Here is a 16,505-nt window from a genome sequence, read left to right on the forward strand (position 1 = left end):
CAGGTCAGGCCCGCTCTTATAGTTGGCCCCCTCCACACCGAACGCGGGTGTAGCTCAGTTGGTTAGAGCGCCGGCCTGTCACGCCGGAGGTCGCGGGTTCAAGTCCCGTCACTCGCGCCATTTTCCCTGTAAATCAGGTGAAAATGGCACCGCGTTCCACTTGGTATAACTTACCTTTTTGTTGATCGTGAACGCGCTACGCGCGCCAGCGAAAACGACCGGTTTCCATCCATGCGAGCAGCGGCTTGAGCGGTAATATCCAGACGATTCCCGCAACGACATAGATCGGGATCTGCGCGATCATGGGCAGCTGCCCGATCCACGGCGAACAGCTACCCACGATGACCGCCCAGACGGTGATTATGCCAAGGATGAGCAACATGCCGACCGGCTTGCGCCAGCTTGGTTGCGGCGGTGTCGGATAGCTGTTCATGCCTGCGCCCCTTCGATGAAGCTGGTTTCCGTCAATACCGCGTCCAGCGGGAGATCCCACGGGTCCATCGGAACATGCGCCAATTGTTGTACGGACCAAGCGATTCCAATCCGCAAGGAATCGGGATGGCGCGCAAAGGCACGGTCATAATATCCGCCGCCCTGACCAAGCCGCCCCATGGCCAGATCGAACGCCAGTAAAGGTGCAATGATCGCATCAGGCGCCACTATTTGGCTGCCGGGTGCCGGATGACTGGTGCCAAATGGCCCGGACACCAAAGCATCCTCAGGCGTCCAGCGGCAAAACTCCATACTGCCGAGCCGGTCGAGCGCGCGAGGCAAAGCGACTGTCTTGCCGCGGGCGATCAATGCGTGCGCCAGCCTCTGCGCCGGCGCTTCGTCATCCATCGCGACGTATAGTGCGATCGTATCGCGGGCGCCGATCCGGTCGGCCAAGGGCGATGGAAGCACCTTGAACGCCAGCCGATGGGCGAGGGGGTCTAGGCCAGCTACGAAGGCACGGCGTCGATTCCGTGCCTCGTCGCGCAAAATCTGCTTGTCGCTCAATGGAAAATTGTCCCGTCGCGTCTGGGCCGTGGAAGGGTGGCGGGACCGCCTCGGCCGTTTGCTGGAATATCCTCTGACGCCTCAACGTCAGGTGGGGACCATGTAAGTCGGGCCGAGGCCCGGTCAGGGACAGCCCCCTTGGATGTGATTATCGCCTCAGGGATGTTCGCTAAAGCTCGTACCAGGCAGTGCCCGCCACCAATGTATCTAGGGTGCCGCCGGGGCAGGGGCAAGCCTTTCCGCGAGGCTTTCGAGGCGCCCCGCCAGGCTTTCAATCATAACCGCAGCACTATCGTCGTTTTCCGGCAGCGCGAGGCTACCTTGCCGACCGGCCAGTTCGCGTTTCAGATCGTTGATTTCATCGGCCAGAAACAGCGCGGCGAAAAGCAATTGCCGTACTTCGGTGAGACCCGGCGTCGATTGTCGTGCCACATAAGCCTTCGCGTCCACCAAACCGGCCAGCGCATCGAGGTGCACTTCCTCGCCATCACGGCAATGAATGGCATATTGCCGCCCGCCAATGCTCACGGTGACTTCAGCCATGGGATGCTGCCTTCAATTCGGCGATGAGGACATCCAGCGATCGTAGCGCGGCAGTCGCTTCGGCATGATTGACCGGGGGGGATTTCGACGCTGCATCGGCCCGCTGCTCCACTGTCCGCTCGATCTGGGACAGTGCGCGCTCCATTCGGCCGATGGCCTGCATCATGCGATCACTCGACATGAAACATACATAGCAGCAAGAGCGCCCCGAGCGAAAGTGCTGATATCACTGTGCGATGCAGCATAAAGCTCATGCCGGTTATCGGGCGCTATGTCCTGTCGCGGCCTTTCAAATGGTTGCCGCGGTTGACGCCTGTGTCTTCTGGCGACAAATGGGGGCCAAATTACGACTCGCCGCATCCACCGCCGTCAAGGCGTTCCGCTGGCGCAACTTCGACCGGGAAGAACAGAAAAGCCGATGACCGTTTCCGAAACGATGCTCGCCAACGCCATCAGGGCGCTGTCCATGGACGCGGTTCAGGCCGCAAACAGCGGTCATCCGGGAATGCCGATGGGCATGGCAGATGTTGCGACGGTCCTGTTTCGGGAATATCTGAAGTTCGATCCATCGGCGCCTAAATGGGCCGACCGCGACCGTTTCGTGCTGTCTGCGGGCCATGGCTCCATGCTGATCTACAGCTTGCTGCATCTCACCGGCTACGCACGTCCGACCATTGAGGACATTCGCAATTTTCGGCAGTTGCACAGCCCTTGTGCCGGGCATCCTGAGAATTTCGAACTTGCTGGCATCGAGACAACCACCGGCCCGTTGGGGCAGGGGCTTGCGACGGCTGTCGGTATGGCCATTGCCGAACGGCATCTGAACGCGACCTTTGGCGACGATCTCGTCGATCATCGCACATGGGTGATCGCGGGCGACGGCTGCCTGATGGAAGGCATCAACCATGAAGCCATCGGCCTTGCTGGACATCTGGGTCTTGGTCGCCTGATCGTCCTGTGGGATGACAACAAGATTACGATCGACGGCGCAGTCAGCATGTCGAGCAGCGAAGATATCGGCGCGCGTTACACTGCAACGGGCTGGCATGTCGTGTCGTGCGACGGTCACAACCCGGCCGACATTCGCCGGGCGATTGCCGAAGCAGTCGCCGATCCTCGTCCGTCGCTTATCGCTTGCGCCACCAAAATCGGCTACGGTTCGCCCAACAAGAGCGGCACCTCCGGCGTGCACGGTTCGCCCTTGGGTGCGGATGAAGTCACGGCATCGCGGGCGTTTCTGGGTTGGGACTCGGAACCATTCGCCATTCCCTCAGATGTCGCCGCCGAATGGCACAAGGCTGGCACACGCAGCGTCGACGTTCGCACTGCGTGGGAAGAGCGCCTCGCAAACAACGCCAGTGCCTCAGAATTTGAGCGCCGGATGGCCGGTGATTTGCCTGCCGACTTCAGCCTTGAAGCCTATATCGACAGCCTGATCGCCAATCCGCAAAAGGTCGCGACCCGTCGCGCCAGTGAACTGACGCTGGGCGCAATCAACGATCTGCTGCCCGAAACGCTCGGCGGGTCGGCTGACCTTACCGGGTCGAACAACACCAAGACCAAATCCACCACGCCGCTGACCAAGGACGATTATTCCGGCCGCTATGTCTATTACGGCATTCGCGAATTCGGCATGGCGGCGGCGATGAACGGCATGGCCTTGCACGGTGGCGTCATTCCTTATGGCGGCACGTTCCTTGTCTTCTCCGATTATTGCCGCTCGGCCATTCGCCTCTCCGCCTTGCAGCGCGCGCGCGTGATCTATGTGATGACGCATGACAGCATCGGTCTTGGCGAAGACGGTCCGACGCATCAGCCCATCGAGCATGTGATGAGCCTGCGTATGATCCCCAATCTCGACGTGTATCGCCCGTGCGACATCGTCGAGACGGCAGAATGCTGGGAACTGTCGCTGCAGGATGCGACCGGCCCGTCGCTTCTTGCGCTGACGCGCCAGAACTTGCCGCAGCTTCGCACCGAGAAGAGCGAAAATCTCTCGGCAAAGGGCGCCTATCGCCTTCGTGCCGCAAAGGCCGAACGGCGCGTTGTTTTGATGGCGACCGGTTCGGAAGTCGAGATTGCCGTTCAGGTTGCTGAGGCTCTCGAAGCGTCTGGTTTAGGCGCAGATGTCGTCTCCATGCCGAACTGGGCGCGGTTCGATGCGCAGACCGCAGCCTATCGCGATGACATCCTTCCAGAAGGCGTGTTGCGCGTATCGATCGAGGCGGGCGTCACCTTTGGGTGGGAACGCTACACCGGTATCGGCGGCCTTCGCTTCGGCATAGACAGCTTCGGCGCGTCCGCCCCTATCGACGCTCTCTACGACCATTTCGGCCTCACCGCCGCAAAGATCACGCCGCAAATCGTTGCGGCTCTCGACACCTAAGAACAGGAGCTAGTGCAGATGGCTGTTAAAGTAGCAATCAACGGTTTCGGACGTATCGGTCGCCTTGTCGCGCGTGCGATCCTGGAGCGTACCGATCATGACCTCGAACTGGTCAGCATCAACGACCTGGGCGATGCCAAGGCGAATGCGCTCCTCTTCAAGCGCGACAGCGTCCACGGCCCGTTCGCCGGTACGGTCGAAGTCGACGGGAACGACATGATCGTCAACGGCAAGCGTATTGCGGTTACCGCAGAACGCGACCCCGCCAAGCTGCCGCATGCAGCGCAGGGCGTCGTCATCGCTCTGGAATGCACCGGCTTCTTTGCGGACAAGGCATCTGCCTCGAAGCATCTGGAAGCAGGCGCGAAGCGCGTCGTCATCTCGGCTCCGGCCAAGAATGTCGACAAGACCATCGTGTTCGGCGTCAACCATGAAACCCTGACGGCGGACGACATCGTCATTTCGAACGCTAGCTGCACGACCAACTGCCTCGCGCCGCTGGCGAAGGTGCTGAATGACAACATCGGTATCGAACGCGGCCTGATGACCACGATCCACAGCTACACCAACGATCAGAAGATCCTCGATCAGATCCACAGCGACCCGCGTCGTGCGCGCGCTGCGGCCATGTCGATGATCCCGACGACCACGGGCGCTGCCCGCGCCGTTGGCGAAGTCATGCCCGAATTGAAGGGCAAGCTGGACGGTTCTTCGATCCGCGTGCCGACCCCGAATGTCTCGGTCGTAGACCTCACCTTCACGCCGAAGCGCGACACGACGGTCGAGGAAGTGAACAGCTTGCTCAAGGCAGCGTCGGAATCCGGTCCGCTCAAGGGCGTGCTCGCCTACACCGACGAACCGCTGGTTTCGATCGACTTCAATGGCGATCCGGCAAGCTCGACCGTGGACAGCCTCGAAACTGCCGTCATCGATGGCAAGCTGGTTCGTGTGCTGAGTTGGTATGACAATGAATGGGGTTTCTCCAACCGCATGATCGACACGACCGGCGTGGTTGTCGGCCTGCTCTAAAACTTTCTGCCGCCCGCCAATCATCCGATTGGCGGGCGGTTTCATATAATTCGACATGGGGATGACATTGGCAAAGCCGTTCAAAACGCTCGACGACATGGGTGATCTCACTGGCAAAGCCGTGCTGGTGCGCGAGGATCTCAACGTCCCGATGCAGGACGGCGCGATCACGGACGACACCCGTCTGCGATCAGCGATGCCCACTGTACTCGAACTGGCCGATCGCGGTGCGAAGGTGCTGATCCTAGCGCATTTTGGTCGTCCCAAGGGGCAGAAATCGCCCGACATGTCGCTCAGCCTCGTCACCCGTGCGCTCGGCCATGTGCTGGGCCGCGATGTGCAATTCATCCCCGATTGTCAGGGGCAGGCCGCCGCCGACGGCATTGCCGTGATACGGGGCGGGGACATTGCGATCCTTGAGAACACACGCTTTCATGCCGGTGAAGAAAAGAACGATCCCGCGCTGATCGACGCGATGGCGGCACTGGCCGATTACTATGTCAACGATGCCTTCTCCGCCGCGCATCGTGCCCATGTTTCGACCGAAGGTCTGGCGCACAAATTGCCCGCCTTCGCCGGTCGCGCAATGGAAGCAGAACTCGATGCCTTGCAGAAGGCGCTCGGTACGCCTGAAAAGCCGGTCGCAGCCGTCGTTGGTGGCGCCAAGGTGTCGTCGAAGCTGGACGTGCTGACCCATCTGGTGACCAAAGTCGATCACCTGATCATCGGTGGGGGCATGGCCAACACCTTCCTCGCGGCCCGCGGTGTCGATGTCGGCAAATCGCTCTGCGAGCATGATCTGGCCGCTACCGCAGAAGGCATTCTCGATGCCGCCGACGCTGCCGGTTGCACGATCCATCTGCCGTATGACGTTGTGGTGGCCAAGGAATTCGCAGCCAATCCGCCTTCGGTCCGCACATGCAACGTCCACGAGGTCGCTGCCGATGAATTGATCCTCGACGTTGGGCCTGCCGCTGTGGAAGCGCTCGCCGATGTGCTGAAAACATGCAAGACGCTGGTATGGAACGGCCCGCTGGGCGCGTTCGAAATGGCGCCTTTCGACAAGGCGACCGTCGCGCTGGCACAAACGGCAGCGGCGCTGACCCGAGAAGGTTCGCTGGTGTCGGTGGCTGGCGGCGGCGATACCGTCGCTGCACTCAATCACGCAGGCGTTGCCGCCGACTTCACCTTCGTATCGACCGCAGGGGGTGCCTTCCTCGAATGGATGGAAGGCAAGGAATTGCCGGGCGTGAAAGCGTTGATGACCGCTTGAGATTCATGCTGCACTGCGGCATGGGGTTCGAATTCATCGCGCATTCCGCGCAAAATCAAAAATCTAACAGGAGTATGTGCAGATGCTCGATCAGGAAATGACCGACAAGATTGCCGCAGGCAAAGGTTTCATTGCGGCCCTCGACCAGAGCGGCGGTTCTACGCCCAAGGCGCTGAAAGGCTATGGGGTTGAAGAAGGCGCTTGGTCGACCGATGAGGAAATGTTCGGCCTCATCCACCAGATGCGCAGCCGCATCATCACGTCGCCTGTCTTCACCGGCGATAAAGTAATCGGCGCGATCCTTTTCGAACGCACCATGGATGGCGAAGCGGGCGGCAAACCCGTGCCGCAGGCGCTGCGCGACCGGGGTGTCGTGCCGTTCATCAAGATCGACAAGGGCCTTGAGGATGAAGCCAACGGCGTTCAGCTTATGAAGCCGATGCCAGAACTCGATGCGCTGCTCGCCCGCGCCAAAGCGCTCGGTGTATTCGGCACCAAGGAACGTTCGGTCATCAACCTCGCCAATCGCGAAGGCATCGCTGCCATCGTGAAGCAGCAGTTCGAAGTCGGTCAGCAGGTTCTGGCCGGTGGCCTGATGCCGATGCTGGAACCGGAACTGAACATCAAAAGCCCCGAGCGCGCCGAAGCAGAAGTGATCCTGCTCGACGAATTGCTCAAGGCGCTCGATGCGATGCCCGGCACCGACAAGGTCATGTTGAAGCTTTCGATTCCTGCCAAGGCCGGCCTGTTCGATCCGCTGGTCGATCATCCCCGCGTATTGCGCGTCGTGGCATTGTCGGGCGGTTTCGTCCGTCCCGAAGCCTGCGCCGAACTTGCCAAGAATCGCGGTATGATCGCGAGCTTCAGTCGCGCCTTGCTGGAAGATTTGCGTTTCCAGATGACCGACGCGGAGTTTGACGCTTCGTTGGGCGGCGCAATCGACGAAATCTACACCGCTTCGACCGTCAAGGTCTGAATGTTCTCCCATCCCTCGTCATCCCTGCTTTCGCAGGGATGACGTTTGGGCTAGGGGCGTGCGATGACCGATTTTACCGACGACGACCTCAAGCTCTCTCCGGAATTTGCCGCGCAGTTCGGCCAGCCGGGATTCCGGCCCGCCTGTCAGCTTTATCTGATATCGCCGCCGACCATCGATGAGAGCTTCCCCGACGCGCTCGCCGCTGCGCTCGACGCGGGCAAGGTGGCTGCGTTTCAGCTTCGACTGAAAGGCATCGACGATCACGCGATTGCGGCGTTGGCCGAGCCGCTGCAAAAGATATGTGCGGACCGCGAGGTCGCCTTCATCGTCAACGACAGCATCGGGCTTGCCAAAGGCCTTGGCGCGGATGGAGTACATCTGGGGCAGGGTGATGGCGATGCGCGCGATGCCAGGGCGCAACTTGGGCCGAAGGTTCAGATCGGTGTGACCTGCCACGACAGCCGCCATCTTGCGATGGAAGCTGGCGAGGCGGGGGCGGACTATGTCGCTTTCGGGGCCTTTTATCCTACGACCACGAAAGAGGTTTCGCATTTCGCCGATCCGGCGTTGTTGGGCTGGTGGACGACGGTGTTCGAACTGCCCTGTGTCGCGATTGGTGGCATCACGGCGGACAATGCCCGTCCGCTGGTGGAAGCCGGTGCGGATTTTATCGCGGTCTCCAGCGCCGTATGGCAGCATTCCGATGGTCCTGCAGCAGGCGTGCGGGCTTTTGCTGACGCATTGGCACCCCGAGGCTGAACCCTTTCCGCGCCCGAAGCGTTTGTTACGCTCAGGGATGGCCGAAAGGGAAAATTGTGAAATCAATGTGGCTGATGGCAAGCGTCGCTTTGCTGGCAGGATGCAACATCAGCATCGAGCAAGCCGATAACGGTTCTTCTTCGACGACCAACGTAGGCGGATCTGCAGCTGCATCCGTTGCCGATCCAAACAGCTTCCTATTCGAAGATGTCGATGAACGGACAAATCCGGAGAAGACCCCTAACCCCTTGATGCGTGCGCAGGTTTTGCTGGACCGATCTGGCTTCTCCCCCGGCGTTATCGACGGCAAGGAAGGGCAGTCCTTCACGCTCGCCCTGCGCGGCTTTCAGATTGCGCACGACCTTCCTGACACGGGTAAACCCGATCAAGCCACCATCAAAGCGCTCGAGAAATGGCCAGATATGAAGGCCACTCGCCTCGTCCGCATTCCCGCCGGTTTCGCAAAGGGTCCGTTTTTTCCGGCCTTGCCCAAAGACGCAGCCGAGCAGGCGAAGTTGCCCGCCCTGGGCTATCGCAATCTGATTGAAGCGTTGGCCGAGCGATTCCACACGACGCCTGAAACTCTCATCGCGCTTAATGGTCCAAAGGCACAGATTGGCGCCAATCAGGTCATTCGCGTGCCGAACGTTCCCAATATCGACCCGGCGTCGCTCGGAGAAGATGTGCGCGGATGGAACCGCACTCTGGAAACGCTGGCAGTCGCGCCGGACCAGCCTGACGTCGCCAAGGTCGTCGTCGATAAGTCGGAAGGCGTTTTGCGTGCTTACGATAGCGATGACAAACTGGTCGCGCAGTTCCCCGCTACGATGGGCAGCAGCCATGATCCATTGCCTATCGGAATATGGAAAATAAAGGGTGTAAGCAAGAACCCTGAATTTCACTATAACCCCAAACTGTTCTGGGACGTGAGCGACAACAAGGAAGCGCAGTTATTGCCGCCCGGACCGAACGGCTCGGTGGGCGTCGTGTGGATCGACCTTTCCAAGCCGCATTACGGGATTCATGGGACCCCTGAACCCCACACGATTGGTCGTGCCGAAAGCCATGGGTGCGTCAGGCTGACCAATTGGGATGCAGCGAGACTGGCGCAAATGGTCAAACCGGGTATTCCTGCGATTTTCCAGAACTAGGTCGTGCGCCGCAAGACGGCCTTGTGGCTGGTGGGAGCCGCACTGGCGACGACGCTTTTCCTCCGCTTTTGCGTTGAGATCGTCCCGCCGGACGCTCCTGAAGGCGGTCAGCCTGAACGGGCGTCTCCAGCGCGCCATACAGCGGACTTGATTGTCCCTGTGCTTGGGGTGTCGCCTGACAAACTGACCGATACGTTCACCCAAGCGCGCGACGAGGGGGAGCGCCGCCATGACGCCATTGATATTCCGGCGCTATCGGGAACCCCGGTTGTGGCTGCCGCCAGCGGGCGTGTCGAGAAGCTGTTCGTAAGTGAGCAAGGCGGCAACACCGTCTATATTCGCTCCGCCGATCGACGATGGAGCTATTATTATGCGCATCTTGATCGCTATGCTGCTGGCCTCCGCGAAGGTCGGCCGGTGGGGCAGGGGGCTACGCTTGGCACTGTGGGAGCGACAGGCAATGCCAATCCGTCCGGACCGCATCTCCACTTTGCGATTAATGCCATGAACCCGCATGACCGCTGGTGGCAGGGAACACCCATCAATCCCTATCCCTTGCTGGCAGTTGCGCAGCCCGTCGCTTCCCGCTAAAGCGCCCGCCGGCTCTTTCCAATTTCAATAGGCAGAAGCGCGATGAAGATCAGCGGCGTGGACATTCGTCCCGGTAACAATATCGAATATGAAGGCGGCCTGTGGCGCGCCGTGAAGATCCAGCATACGCAGCCCGGCAAGGGCGGAGCCTATATGCAGGTGGAACTCAAGAACTTGATCGACGGACGCAAGAACAACGTCCGTTTCCGCTCCGCCGAAAGCGTCGAGCGCATCCGTCTCGATACCAAGGATTTCCAGTATCTGTATGCCGAAGGCGACATGCTGGTCTTCATGGATAAGGAAAATTACGAGCAGATCAATCTGGCGGCAGACCTGATCGGCGATGCGGCCGAGTTCCTGCAGGATGGCATGGAAGTGACGCTGGAAATGTATGACGAGCGCCCGATCTCGGTGCAGCTTCCCGATACCATCGAAGCAACGGTCGTGGAGGCCGACGCAGTGGTGAAGGGGCAGACTGCCTCTGCATCCTACAAGCCTGCGATTCTCGACAATGGCGTCCGCGTCATGGTGCCGCCGCATATCGTTGCGGGCACGCGCATCGTCGTGGACGTCTATGCGCGTGAATATGTGAAGCGCGCCGAAGGCTGACTGGTCTAATAGACCCCTCCCTTTTAAGAGAGGGGCATCTTTGGGTCGGTCGCGAGCGCAGCGAGCGTCCGATCTAGCCCGTTTGGCTACGCCAGCGATTGCACGGCAATCGCACCCACCCCCTGCCCCTCCCTTGAAAGGGAGGGGGGAGTTTTAAGTCATGGTATCCCATTCTGGTCTTCTCACCGTCATGGAACGCGCAGCACGTAAGGCTGCGCCGCGTCTGCGTCGCGATTTCGGTGAAGTCGAACATCTGCAAGTGTCCCGCAAGGGGCCGGCGGACTTCGTCAGCATCGCGGACAAGCGCGCCGAAGAAACCGTGGTCGAGGAACTGCGCAAGGCGCGGCCCGATTGGGGCATATTGGCGGAAGAGGGCGGCGAAATTCCAGGCGATCCCACCAAGCCGCGCTGGATCATCGATCCCCTCGACGGCACGACCAACTTCCTCCACGGCATCCCGCATTTCGCCATTGCGATAGCGGTTGAGGAGCCGATGCCCAACGGCAAGCGGGAAATCACCACGGGCCTCGTCTACCAGCCGATTACCGACGAAAGCTATTGGGCGGAAAAGAATCGCGGTGCCTGGCTCCACGACCGTCGCCTGCGCGTTTCTGCGCGGCGCGATCTGGCCGATGCGCTGATCTCGACCGGCATCCCCTTCTTCGGGCATGGCGATGTCGCGCAATGGAGCCGTATCTTCGGCGCGGTCGCGCCTTCTGTTGCGGGCATCCGCCGGTTCGGTGCCGCGACGCTGGATTTGGCGCACGTTGCATCCGGTCGCTACGACGGCTTTTGGGAAAGCGGTCTTTCCACATGGGACGTGGCAGCGGGCATGTTGCTGGTGCGGGAAGCGGGCGGCTTCGTCACCGATTTCCGTGGCGGCGATCAGGTGATCGAACGGCGTGAGGTGCTCGCAGGTAACGACGTCATCCACAGCAAGTTGCACAAGCTTGTTGCAGGATCATTGCGTTAGGTTCAACCGGTACTAATTGAGAATCATTCTCACGCCTTCGCGCACTTGCTTCGCGGGTGCAGCAGCCCTAAAGCCGCTCCAACACGCCACTTTTGCCTTGGGGATTCCGTTGGTCGATCTCGCCCAATATCTGCCGATCCTGCTTTTTCTGGCCGTCGCACTTGCGCTGTCCTGCGCCTTCGTGTTCCTGCCGATGGCAGTGTCTCGCCTGACCGGTGCGCATCAGCCCGATGCGGCCAAGCTCAGCGAATATGAATGCGGTTTCCCCGCGTTCGAGGAACCGCGCAGCCAGTTCGACGTGCGTTTCTACCTTGTGGCGATCCTCTTCATCATCTTCGATCTGGAAGCAGCGTTTCTGTTTCCCTGGGCCGTCAGCCTGGATCAGATCGGTTGGGCGGGATGGGCAACGATGATGGTTTTCATCTTTGAACTCGTTCTTGGCCTTATATACGCCTGGAAAAAGGGAGCACTCGATTGGGAGTAGAACTCAGCCCGGCCGTTCCGCCGCAGGGGACGCTTCCGGATGCCGCTTTTTTCAACGATCTGAATGCCGAAGTGAATGACAAGGGTTTCCTTGTCACTTCGACCGAAGACCTGTTTACCTGGGCGCGCACGGGTTCGTTGTGGTGGATGACCTTCGGCCTCGCCTGCTGCGCGGTAGAGATGATTCACGTGAACATGCCGCGTTATGACATGGAGCGCTTTGGCGCGGCCCCGCGCGCGTCTCCGCGCCAGTCGGACGTCATGATCGTCGCGGGCACGCTCTGTAACAAGATGGCGCCGGCACTACGTCGCGTCTACGATCAGATGTCCGAACCGAAATACGTCATTTCTATGGGTAGCTGCGCCAATGGTGGCGGTTACTATCACTACAGCTACAGTGTCGTTCGCGGATGCGACCGGATCGTTCCGGTGGACATTTACGTCCCCGGTTGTCCGCCGACCGCCGAAGCGTTGCTGTACGGCGTCATGCAACTGCAGCGGAAAATCCGCCGCATCGGCACGATAGAGCGTTAAGATGGGCCATTCCGCACCCAAGATCGCTGTCATCGACGGCATCGCCGAAGAAATCGCTGCGCTGCTCGGCTCGATGTTGCTCGACACTGTCGATCATGCCGATGAATTGAGCTTCACCGTCGACCGCGACCGTCTGGTCGAGGCGATGACAGCATTGCGCGATCACGCGCACTATCAGCAGCTCATGGAAGTCGCCGGGGTCGATTACCCCGAGCGCCCGGAGCGTTTCGAAGTCGTCTACCATCTGCTCAGCCTGACCCGGAACCACCGTATCCGCGTGAAGGTCTCGGCTGATGAAGATACGCCTGTTCCGTCGGTAACGGCGCTTTGGCCGGTCGCAGGCTGGCTGGAACGCGAAGTGTTCGACATGTACGGCGTGATCTTCTCCGGCAATGGCGACCTGCGCCGCATCCTGACCGATTATGGGTTCAAGGGGCATCCCCAACGCAAAGACTTTCCGCTGACGGGGCATGTCGAGCTGCGTTATTCGGAAGAAGAAAAGCGCGTAGTCTATGAGCCTGTGAAGCTGGCGCAGGATTTCCGCAGCTTCGACTTCATGTCGCCATGGGAAGGCGCACAATATGTGCTGCCCGGCGATGAGAAGGTGGGCCAGGCCCCCGGTGCGCCAACCCCAGCGCCTGCCGCTACGCCAACTCCTGCGACGGCTGCTCCGGAAGCTGCGCCCAAGGGTGCGCCGGCCGCCGATACGCCCAAGACCACAGATCATGCGGGAAAAACAGGCGCAGGCGAGGGGGCTAACGCCGAATCCGTTAAAACGTCGCCCGCGAAAAAGCCGCGTGCGACCGCTGCCAAGGCAGCCGAATCCGGCGATGCCGCCGCCAAGCCCAAAACCGTGCGCAAGCCCAAAGCACCCAAGGGTGAAAGCTGATGGCTGATTATCTCGAAAAGCTGGATCACCTCACCGACGCGGCGGACCCGTCACTCGGCGATACGGAAATCCAGAACTACACAATCAACTTCGGCCCGCAGCATCCCGCAGCGCACGGCGTTTTGCGGCTCGTCCTGGAACTCGATGGTGAAATCGTCGAGCGTGTCGATCCGCATGTCGGCCTGCTCCATCGCGGCACCGAAAAGCTGATCGAGTACAAGACCTACCTTCAGGCGCTCCCCTATTTCGACCGCCTCGATTACTGTTCGCCGTTGTGCATGGAGCATAGCTATGTGCTGGCGATCGAGAAGCTGCTGAACCTCGAAGTTCCGTTGCGTGCGCAATATCTGCGCGTGTTCTTCGCCGAACTGACCCGCATTTCCAACCACATGCTCAATCTCGGTTCGCATGTGATGGACGTCGGCGCGATGACGCCCAACCTGTGGATGTTCGAAATCCGCGAAGATTGCATGAACTTCTATGAGCGCGCGTCCGGCGCGCGCATGCACGCTGCATGGTTCCGCCCCGGCGGCGTCCATCAGGACGTGCCGCTGAAGCTGCTGACCGACATCGGCGACTGGCTCGACACACGCCTGCCGCGTTTGTTCGAAGACGCGATCAGCCTCGTTGCGGACAACCGCATCTTCAAACAGCGCAATGTCGACATCGCCACGGTGAGCAAGGAAGACGCGATCAAATGGGGCTTCTCCGGCCCGATGATCCGCGGCTCCGGCATCCCGTGGGACATCCGCAAGTCGCAACCTTACGACGTCTATGATCGCATGGACTTCGACGTTCCCGTCGGCACCAGCGGCGATTGCTATGATCGTTTCATGGTCCGTGTCGAGGAAGTCCGCCAGTCCGCACGCATCATGAAGCAGTGCTTGCTGGAAATGCCCGAAGGCCCGGTGCTGACCGACGACCGCAAGGTCGCGCCGCCACGCCGCGCCGAAATGAAGCGGTCGATGGAAGCGCTCATCCACCACTTCAAACTCTATACCGAAGGCTTCCATGTTCCGGCCGGCGAAGTTTATGTCGCCACCGAAAGCCCCAAGGGCGAGTTCGGCGTCTATCTGGTCAGCGACGGGACCAACAAACCCTATCGCTGCAAGATTCGCCCGACCGCATTCAGCCACTTGCAGGCGATGGACTTCATGATGAAGGGCCACATGCTCGCCGACGTCACCGCCGTATTGGGCGCGATGGACATCGTGTTCGGGGAGTGTGACCGGTGATCGCTCTCTCCCTCGTCACTCCAGCGAAAGCTGGAATCCCGCTTTCCTCATGTCACAGCCTTACAGGCAGTGAGATCCCAGCGTTCGCTGGGATGACGGTGAACTAAATGGCTGACGCACCCCAGATCCCCGACGAAACCGAAGTCCGCGCCCGCTGGGGCGATTTCGAGTGGACGCCTGCGAACGCGATCAAGGCGAAGGCCTATATCGCGCGCTATCCCGATGGACGGCAGCAGTCCGCTGTGATGGCGCTGCTCGATCTTGCCCAGCGGCAGGTCGGCGCGGAAACGCATACGCAGGGCTGGCTCCCGGTTCCGGTGATCGAATATGTCGCCGCCGAACTCGGCATGCCCTTTATGCGCGCCTATGAAGTCGTGACCTTCTACACCATGTACAATCTCGCGCCGGTCGGCCGCTATCATGTGCAAGTGTGCGGCACGACGCCTTGCATGTTGCGCGGGTCGGACGATGTGCTGGCCGCGTGCAAGAACAAGGGCCTTATCAAGGGCCACACGACGCCCGACGGCCTGTTCACGCTGACCGAAGTCGAATGTCTGGGCGCCTGCGCCAACGCGCCGATGGTCCAGATCAACGACGACAATTACGAAGACCTCGATTACGACAAGACCATCGCCGTCCTCGATGCGCTGGCCGCGGGCGAACAGCCGAAGATCGGTCCGCAGATCGACCGTCAGACCAGTTGCCCCGAAGGTGGTCCGACGAGCCTGAAGGAAATGGTCTCGGAAAATCATGACTACCGGAGTGCCTGGTGATGCTCGCTGACAAGGATCGCATCTTCACCAACCTCTACGGCTTTCAGGACTGGGGTCTGGAAGGCGCGCAGAAGCGTGGCGACTGGGACAATACGAAAGACCTGATGGCCCGCGGACAGGACGCGATCATCGAGGAAATCAAGGCGTCCGGCCTGCGCGGTCGCGGCGGTGCGGGATTCCCGACCGGGATGAAATGGTCGTTCATGCCCAAGGAAAGCAAGGACGGCCGTCCCAGCTTTCTCGTCATCAATGCTGACGAATCCGAACCCGGCTCCTGCAAGGACCGCGAAATCATCCGCCACGATCCGCACAAGCTGGTCGAAGGCGCGCTGATCGCGGGCTTCGCAATGCGCGCGCGGGCGGCCTATATCTACATTCGCGGCGAATATATCTACGAAGCCAAGGTGCTGGAGGGTGCCGTCGCGCAAGCCTATGAAAAGGGCTTCCTCGGCAAGAACGCTTCGGGTTCCGGCTACGACTTCGACGTCTTCGTCCATCGCGGCGCAGGCGCCTATATCTGCGGCGAAGAAACCGCGATGATCGAAAGCCTGGAAGGCAAGAAGGGCCAGCCACGGCTCAAGCCGCCATTCCCGGCAGGCGCAGGCCTTTATGGCTGCCCCACCACCGTCAACAATGTCGAGAGCATCGCGGTCGTCCCCACGATCCTGCGGCGCGGCGCGGCGTGGTTCTCCAGCTTCGGTCGTGACGGCAACAAGGGCACGAAGCTCTATCAGATCAGCGGCCATGTGAACAAACCCTGCGTGGTCGAGGAGGAAATGGGCATTTCCTTCAAGGATCTGATCGATACGCATTGCGGCGGCATTCGCGGTGGTTGGGACAATTTGCTGGCGGTGATCCCCGGCGGCTCTTCAGTCCCGCTCGTCCCCGCCGCGCAGATCGTCGACGCGCCGATGGACTTCGACGGTTTGAAGGCCGTCGGCTCCGGCCTTGGCACCGCCGCCGTCATCGTCATGGACAAGTCCACCGACATCGTGCGCGCCATCAGCCGCCTCAGCTACTTCTACAAGCATGAGAGTTGCGGCCAGTGCACGCCCTGCCGCGAAGGCACGGGCTGGATGTGGCGCGTAATGGAACGCCTGCGCACTGGCGAAGCGGAACTTTCCGAAATCGACATGCTGCAGGAACTGACCAAGCAAGTCGAAGGCCACACCATCTGCGCGCTCGGCGACGCGGCGGCATGGCCGATCCAGGGTCTCATCAAGCATTTCCGCCCTGAAATCGAACGGCGGATCAATGAAAATCACGGACCTGCGCCAGTGATGGAGGCAGCGGAGTAAT

The 16,505-nt window shown here is 60.5% G+C and carries 19 protein-coding genes and 1 tRNA gene; 16 read left to right on the forward strand and 4 right to left on the reverse strand.

What is annotated here, in order from left to right:
• Nucleotides 1-43 precede the first annotated feature (43 nt).
• Nucleotides 44-120, forward strand: a tRNA-Asp gene (locus LQ220_RS16590).
• 76 nt (nucleotides 121-196) lie between these two features.
• Here LQ220_RS16590 and LQ220_RS16595 read toward each other — a convergent pair.
• The 4 genes from LQ220_RS16595 to LQ220_RS16610 form a co-directional block, all read right to left on the reverse strand.
• Nucleotides 197-433, reverse strand: coding sequence for a DUF2842 domain-containing protein (locus tag LQ220_RS16595; protein WP_230189247.1), 237 nt, complete (start codon nucleotides 431-433; stop codon nucleotides 197-199).
• Nucleotides 430-999 (reverse strand): 5-formyltetrahydrofolate cyclo-ligase, encoded by a 570-nt coding sequence (locus LQ220_RS16600; RefSeq protein ID WP_230189248.1) that lies wholly within the window; start codon nucleotides 997-999, stop codon nucleotides 430-432. The genes LQ220_RS16595 and LQ220_RS16600 overlap by 4 nt, the downstream gene beginning before the upstream one ends.
• Before the next feature lie 207 nt (nucleotides 1,000-1,206).
• Nucleotides 1,207-1,542 carry a cell division protein ZapA gene (locus tag LQ220_RS16605; RefSeq protein WP_230189249.1) on the reverse strand — a complete coding sequence of 112 codons (336 nt, stop codon included), beginning with the start codon at nucleotides 1,540-1,542 and terminating at the stop codon, nucleotides 1,207-1,209.
• A complete protein-coding gene (locus LQ220_RS16610; protein WP_230189250.1) occupies nucleotides 1,535-1,708 on the reverse strand; it encodes a hypothetical protein in 174 nt (57 codons plus the stop codon). The genes LQ220_RS16605 and LQ220_RS16610 overlap by 8 nt, the downstream gene beginning before the upstream one ends.
• Before the next feature lie 252 nt (nucleotides 1,709-1,960).
• On the opposite strand from LQ220_RS16610, the gene tkt reads away from it, so the two are divergent.
• The 15 genes from tkt (at nucleotide 1,961) to nuoF (ending at nucleotide 16,504) form a co-directional block, all read left to right on the forward strand.
• A complete protein-coding gene (tkt, locus tag LQ220_RS16615; protein ID WP_230189251.1) occupies nucleotides 1,961-3,928 on the forward strand; it encodes a transketolase in 1,968 nt (655 codons plus the stop codon).
• Between the two features lie 18 nt (nucleotides 3,929-3,946).
• Entirely contained in the window at nucleotides 3,947-4,957 is a 1,011-nt protein-coding gene (gene gap, locus LQ220_RS16620) for a type I glyceraldehyde-3-phosphate dehydrogenase (RefSeq protein ID WP_230189252.1), read from the forward strand.
• A gap of 67 nt (nucleotides 4,958-5,024) precedes the next feature.
• Nucleotides 5,025-6,230: a phosphoglycerate kinase gene (locus LQ220_RS16625; protein ID WP_230189359.1), complete on the forward strand. Its 1,206-nt coding sequence runs from the start codon at nucleotides 5,025-5,027 to the stop codon at nucleotides 6,228-6,230.
• 82 nt (nucleotides 6,231-6,312) lie between these two features.
• Complete coding sequence (locus tag LQ220_RS16630; RefSeq protein ID WP_230189253.1) at nucleotides 6,313-7,206, forward strand: fructose bisphosphate aldolase; 894 nt, start codon at nucleotides 6,313-6,315, stop codon at nucleotides 7,204-7,206.
• A 63-nt stretch (nucleotides 7,207-7,269) separates the two neighbouring features.
• Nucleotides 7,270-7,968, forward strand: coding sequence for a thiamine phosphate synthase (thiE, locus tag LQ220_RS16635; RefSeq protein WP_230189254.1), 699 nt, complete (start codon nucleotides 7,270-7,272; stop codon nucleotides 7,966-7,968).
• Nucleotides 7,969-8,033: 65 nt separating this feature from the next.
• Nucleotides 8,034-9,119 carry a L,D-transpeptidase family protein gene (locus LQ220_RS16640; protein ID WP_230189360.1) on the forward strand — a complete coding sequence of 362 codons (1,086 nt, stop codon included), beginning with the start codon at nucleotides 8,034-8,036 and terminating at the stop codon, nucleotides 9,117-9,119.
• A 3-nt stretch (nucleotides 9,120-9,122) separates the two neighbouring features.
• On the forward strand, nucleotides 9,123-9,710 hold the full coding sequence (locus LQ220_RS16645) for a M23 family metallopeptidase (RefSeq protein WP_230189255.1): 588 nt from the start codon (nucleotides 9,123-9,125) through the stop codon (nucleotides 9,708-9,710).
• A gap of 42 nt (nucleotides 9,711-9,752) precedes the next feature.
• Nucleotides 9,753-10,319 (forward strand): elongation factor P, encoded by a 567-nt coding sequence (gene efp / locus LQ220_RS16650; RefSeq protein WP_230189256.1) that lies wholly within the window; start codon nucleotides 9,753-9,755, stop codon nucleotides 10,317-10,319.
• A gap of 160 nt (nucleotides 10,320-10,479) precedes the next feature.
• Entirely contained in the window at nucleotides 10,480-11,292 is an 813-nt protein-coding gene (locus tag LQ220_RS16655; RefSeq protein ID WP_230189257.1) for an inositol monophosphatase family protein, read from the forward strand.
• A gap of 109 nt (nucleotides 11,293-11,401) precedes the next feature.
• Nucleotides 11,402-11,776 (forward strand): NADH-quinone oxidoreductase subunit A, encoded by a 375-nt coding sequence (locus LQ220_RS16660; RefSeq protein WP_230189258.1) that lies wholly within the window; start codon nucleotides 11,402-11,404, stop codon nucleotides 11,774-11,776.
• A complete protein-coding gene (locus LQ220_RS16665; RefSeq protein WP_230189259.1) occupies nucleotides 11,767-12,309 on the forward strand; it encodes an NADH-quinone oxidoreductase subunit B in 543 nt (180 codons plus the stop codon). Before LQ220_RS16660 ends, LQ220_RS16665 begins: the two co-directional genes overlap by 10 nt.
• A gap of 1 nt (nucleotide 12,310) precedes the next feature.
• On the forward strand, nucleotides 12,311-13,198 hold the full coding sequence (locus tag LQ220_RS16670; protein ID WP_230189260.1) for an NADH-quinone oxidoreductase subunit C: 888 nt from the start codon (nucleotides 12,311-12,313) through the stop codon (nucleotides 13,196-13,198).
• A complete protein-coding gene (locus tag LQ220_RS16675; protein ID WP_230189261.1) occupies nucleotides 13,198-14,433 on the forward strand; it encodes an NADH-quinone oxidoreductase subunit D in 1,236 nt (411 codons plus the stop codon). The genes LQ220_RS16670 and LQ220_RS16675 overlap by 1 nt, the downstream gene beginning before the upstream one ends.
• Nucleotides 14,434-14,540: 107 nt before the next feature.
• On the forward strand, nucleotides 14,541-15,206 hold the full coding sequence (locus LQ220_RS16680) for an NAD(P)H-dependent oxidoreductase subunit E (protein ID WP_230189262.1): 666 nt from the start codon (nucleotides 14,541-14,543) through the stop codon (nucleotides 15,204-15,206).
• Nucleotides 15,206-16,504, forward strand: coding sequence for an NADH-quinone oxidoreductase subunit NuoF (gene nuoF, locus LQ220_RS16685; RefSeq protein WP_230189361.1), 1,299 nt, complete (start codon nucleotides 15,206-15,208; stop codon nucleotides 16,502-16,504). The genes LQ220_RS16680 and nuoF overlap by 1 nt, the downstream gene beginning before the upstream one ends.
• Nucleotide 16,505 lies beyond the last annotated feature (1 nt).

This window comes from Sphingobium sp. CECT 9361 (assembly GCF_918741285.1).
Lineage (GTDB): Bacteria > Pseudomonadota > Alphaproteobacteria > Sphingomonadales > Sphingomonadaceae > Sphingobium.

Excerpts from the sequence above, each read along its gene's own strand:
- nuoF (WP_230189361.1), top strand. The coding sequence starts at position 15,206 with ATGCTCGCTGACAAGGATCGCATCTTCACCAACCTCTACGGCTTTCAG.
- LQ220_RS16640 (WP_230189360.1), top strand. The coding sequence starts at position 8,034 with ATGTGGCTGATGGCAAGCGTCGCTTTGCTGGCAGGATGCAACATCAGC.
- thiE (WP_230189254.1), top strand. The coding sequence starts at position 7,270 with ATGACCGATTTTACCGACGACGACCTCAAGCTCTCTCCGGAATTTGCC.
- LQ220_RS16630 (WP_230189253.1), top strand. The coding sequence starts at position 6,313 with ATGCTCGATCAGGAAATGACCGACAAGATTGCCGCAGGCAAAGGTTTC.
- LQ220_RS16610 (WP_230189250.1), bottom strand. The coding sequence starts at position 1,708 with ATGATGCAGGCCATCGGCCGAATGGAGCGCGCACTGTCCCAGATCGAG.
- LQ220_RS16675 (WP_230189261.1), top strand. The coding sequence starts at position 13,198 with ATGGCTGATTATCTCGAAAAGCTGGATCACCTCACCGACGCGGCGGAC.
- LQ220_RS16680 (WP_230189262.1), top strand. The coding sequence starts at position 14,541 with ATGGCTGACGCACCCCAGATCCCCGACGAAACCGAAGTCCGCGCCCGC.
- gap (WP_230189252.1), top strand. The coding sequence starts at position 3,947 with ATGGCTGTTAAAGTAGCAATCAACGGTTTCGGACGTATCGGTCGCCTT.
- LQ220_RS16605 (WP_230189249.1), bottom strand. The coding sequence starts at position 1,542 with ATGGCTGAAGTCACCGTGAGCATTGGCGGGCGGCAATATGCCATTCAT.
- tkt (WP_230189251.1), top strand. The coding sequence starts at position 1,961 with ATGACCGTTTCCGAAACGATGCTCGCCAACGCCATCAGGGCGCTGTCC.
- LQ220_RS16595 (WP_230189247.1), bottom strand. The coding sequence starts at position 433 with ATGAACAGCTATCCGACACCGCCGCAACCAAGCTGGCGCAAGCCGGTC.
- efp (WP_230189256.1), top strand. The coding sequence starts at position 9,753 with ATGAAGATCAGCGGCGTGGACATTCGTCCCGGTAACAATATCGAATAT.
- LQ220_RS16655 (WP_230189257.1), top strand. The coding sequence starts at position 10,480 with ATGGTATCCCATTCTGGTCTTCTCACCGTCATGGAACGCGCAGCACGT.
- LQ220_RS16670 (WP_230189260.1), top strand. The coding sequence starts at position 12,311 with ATGGGCCATTCCGCACCCAAGATCGCTGTCATCGACGGCATCGCCGAA.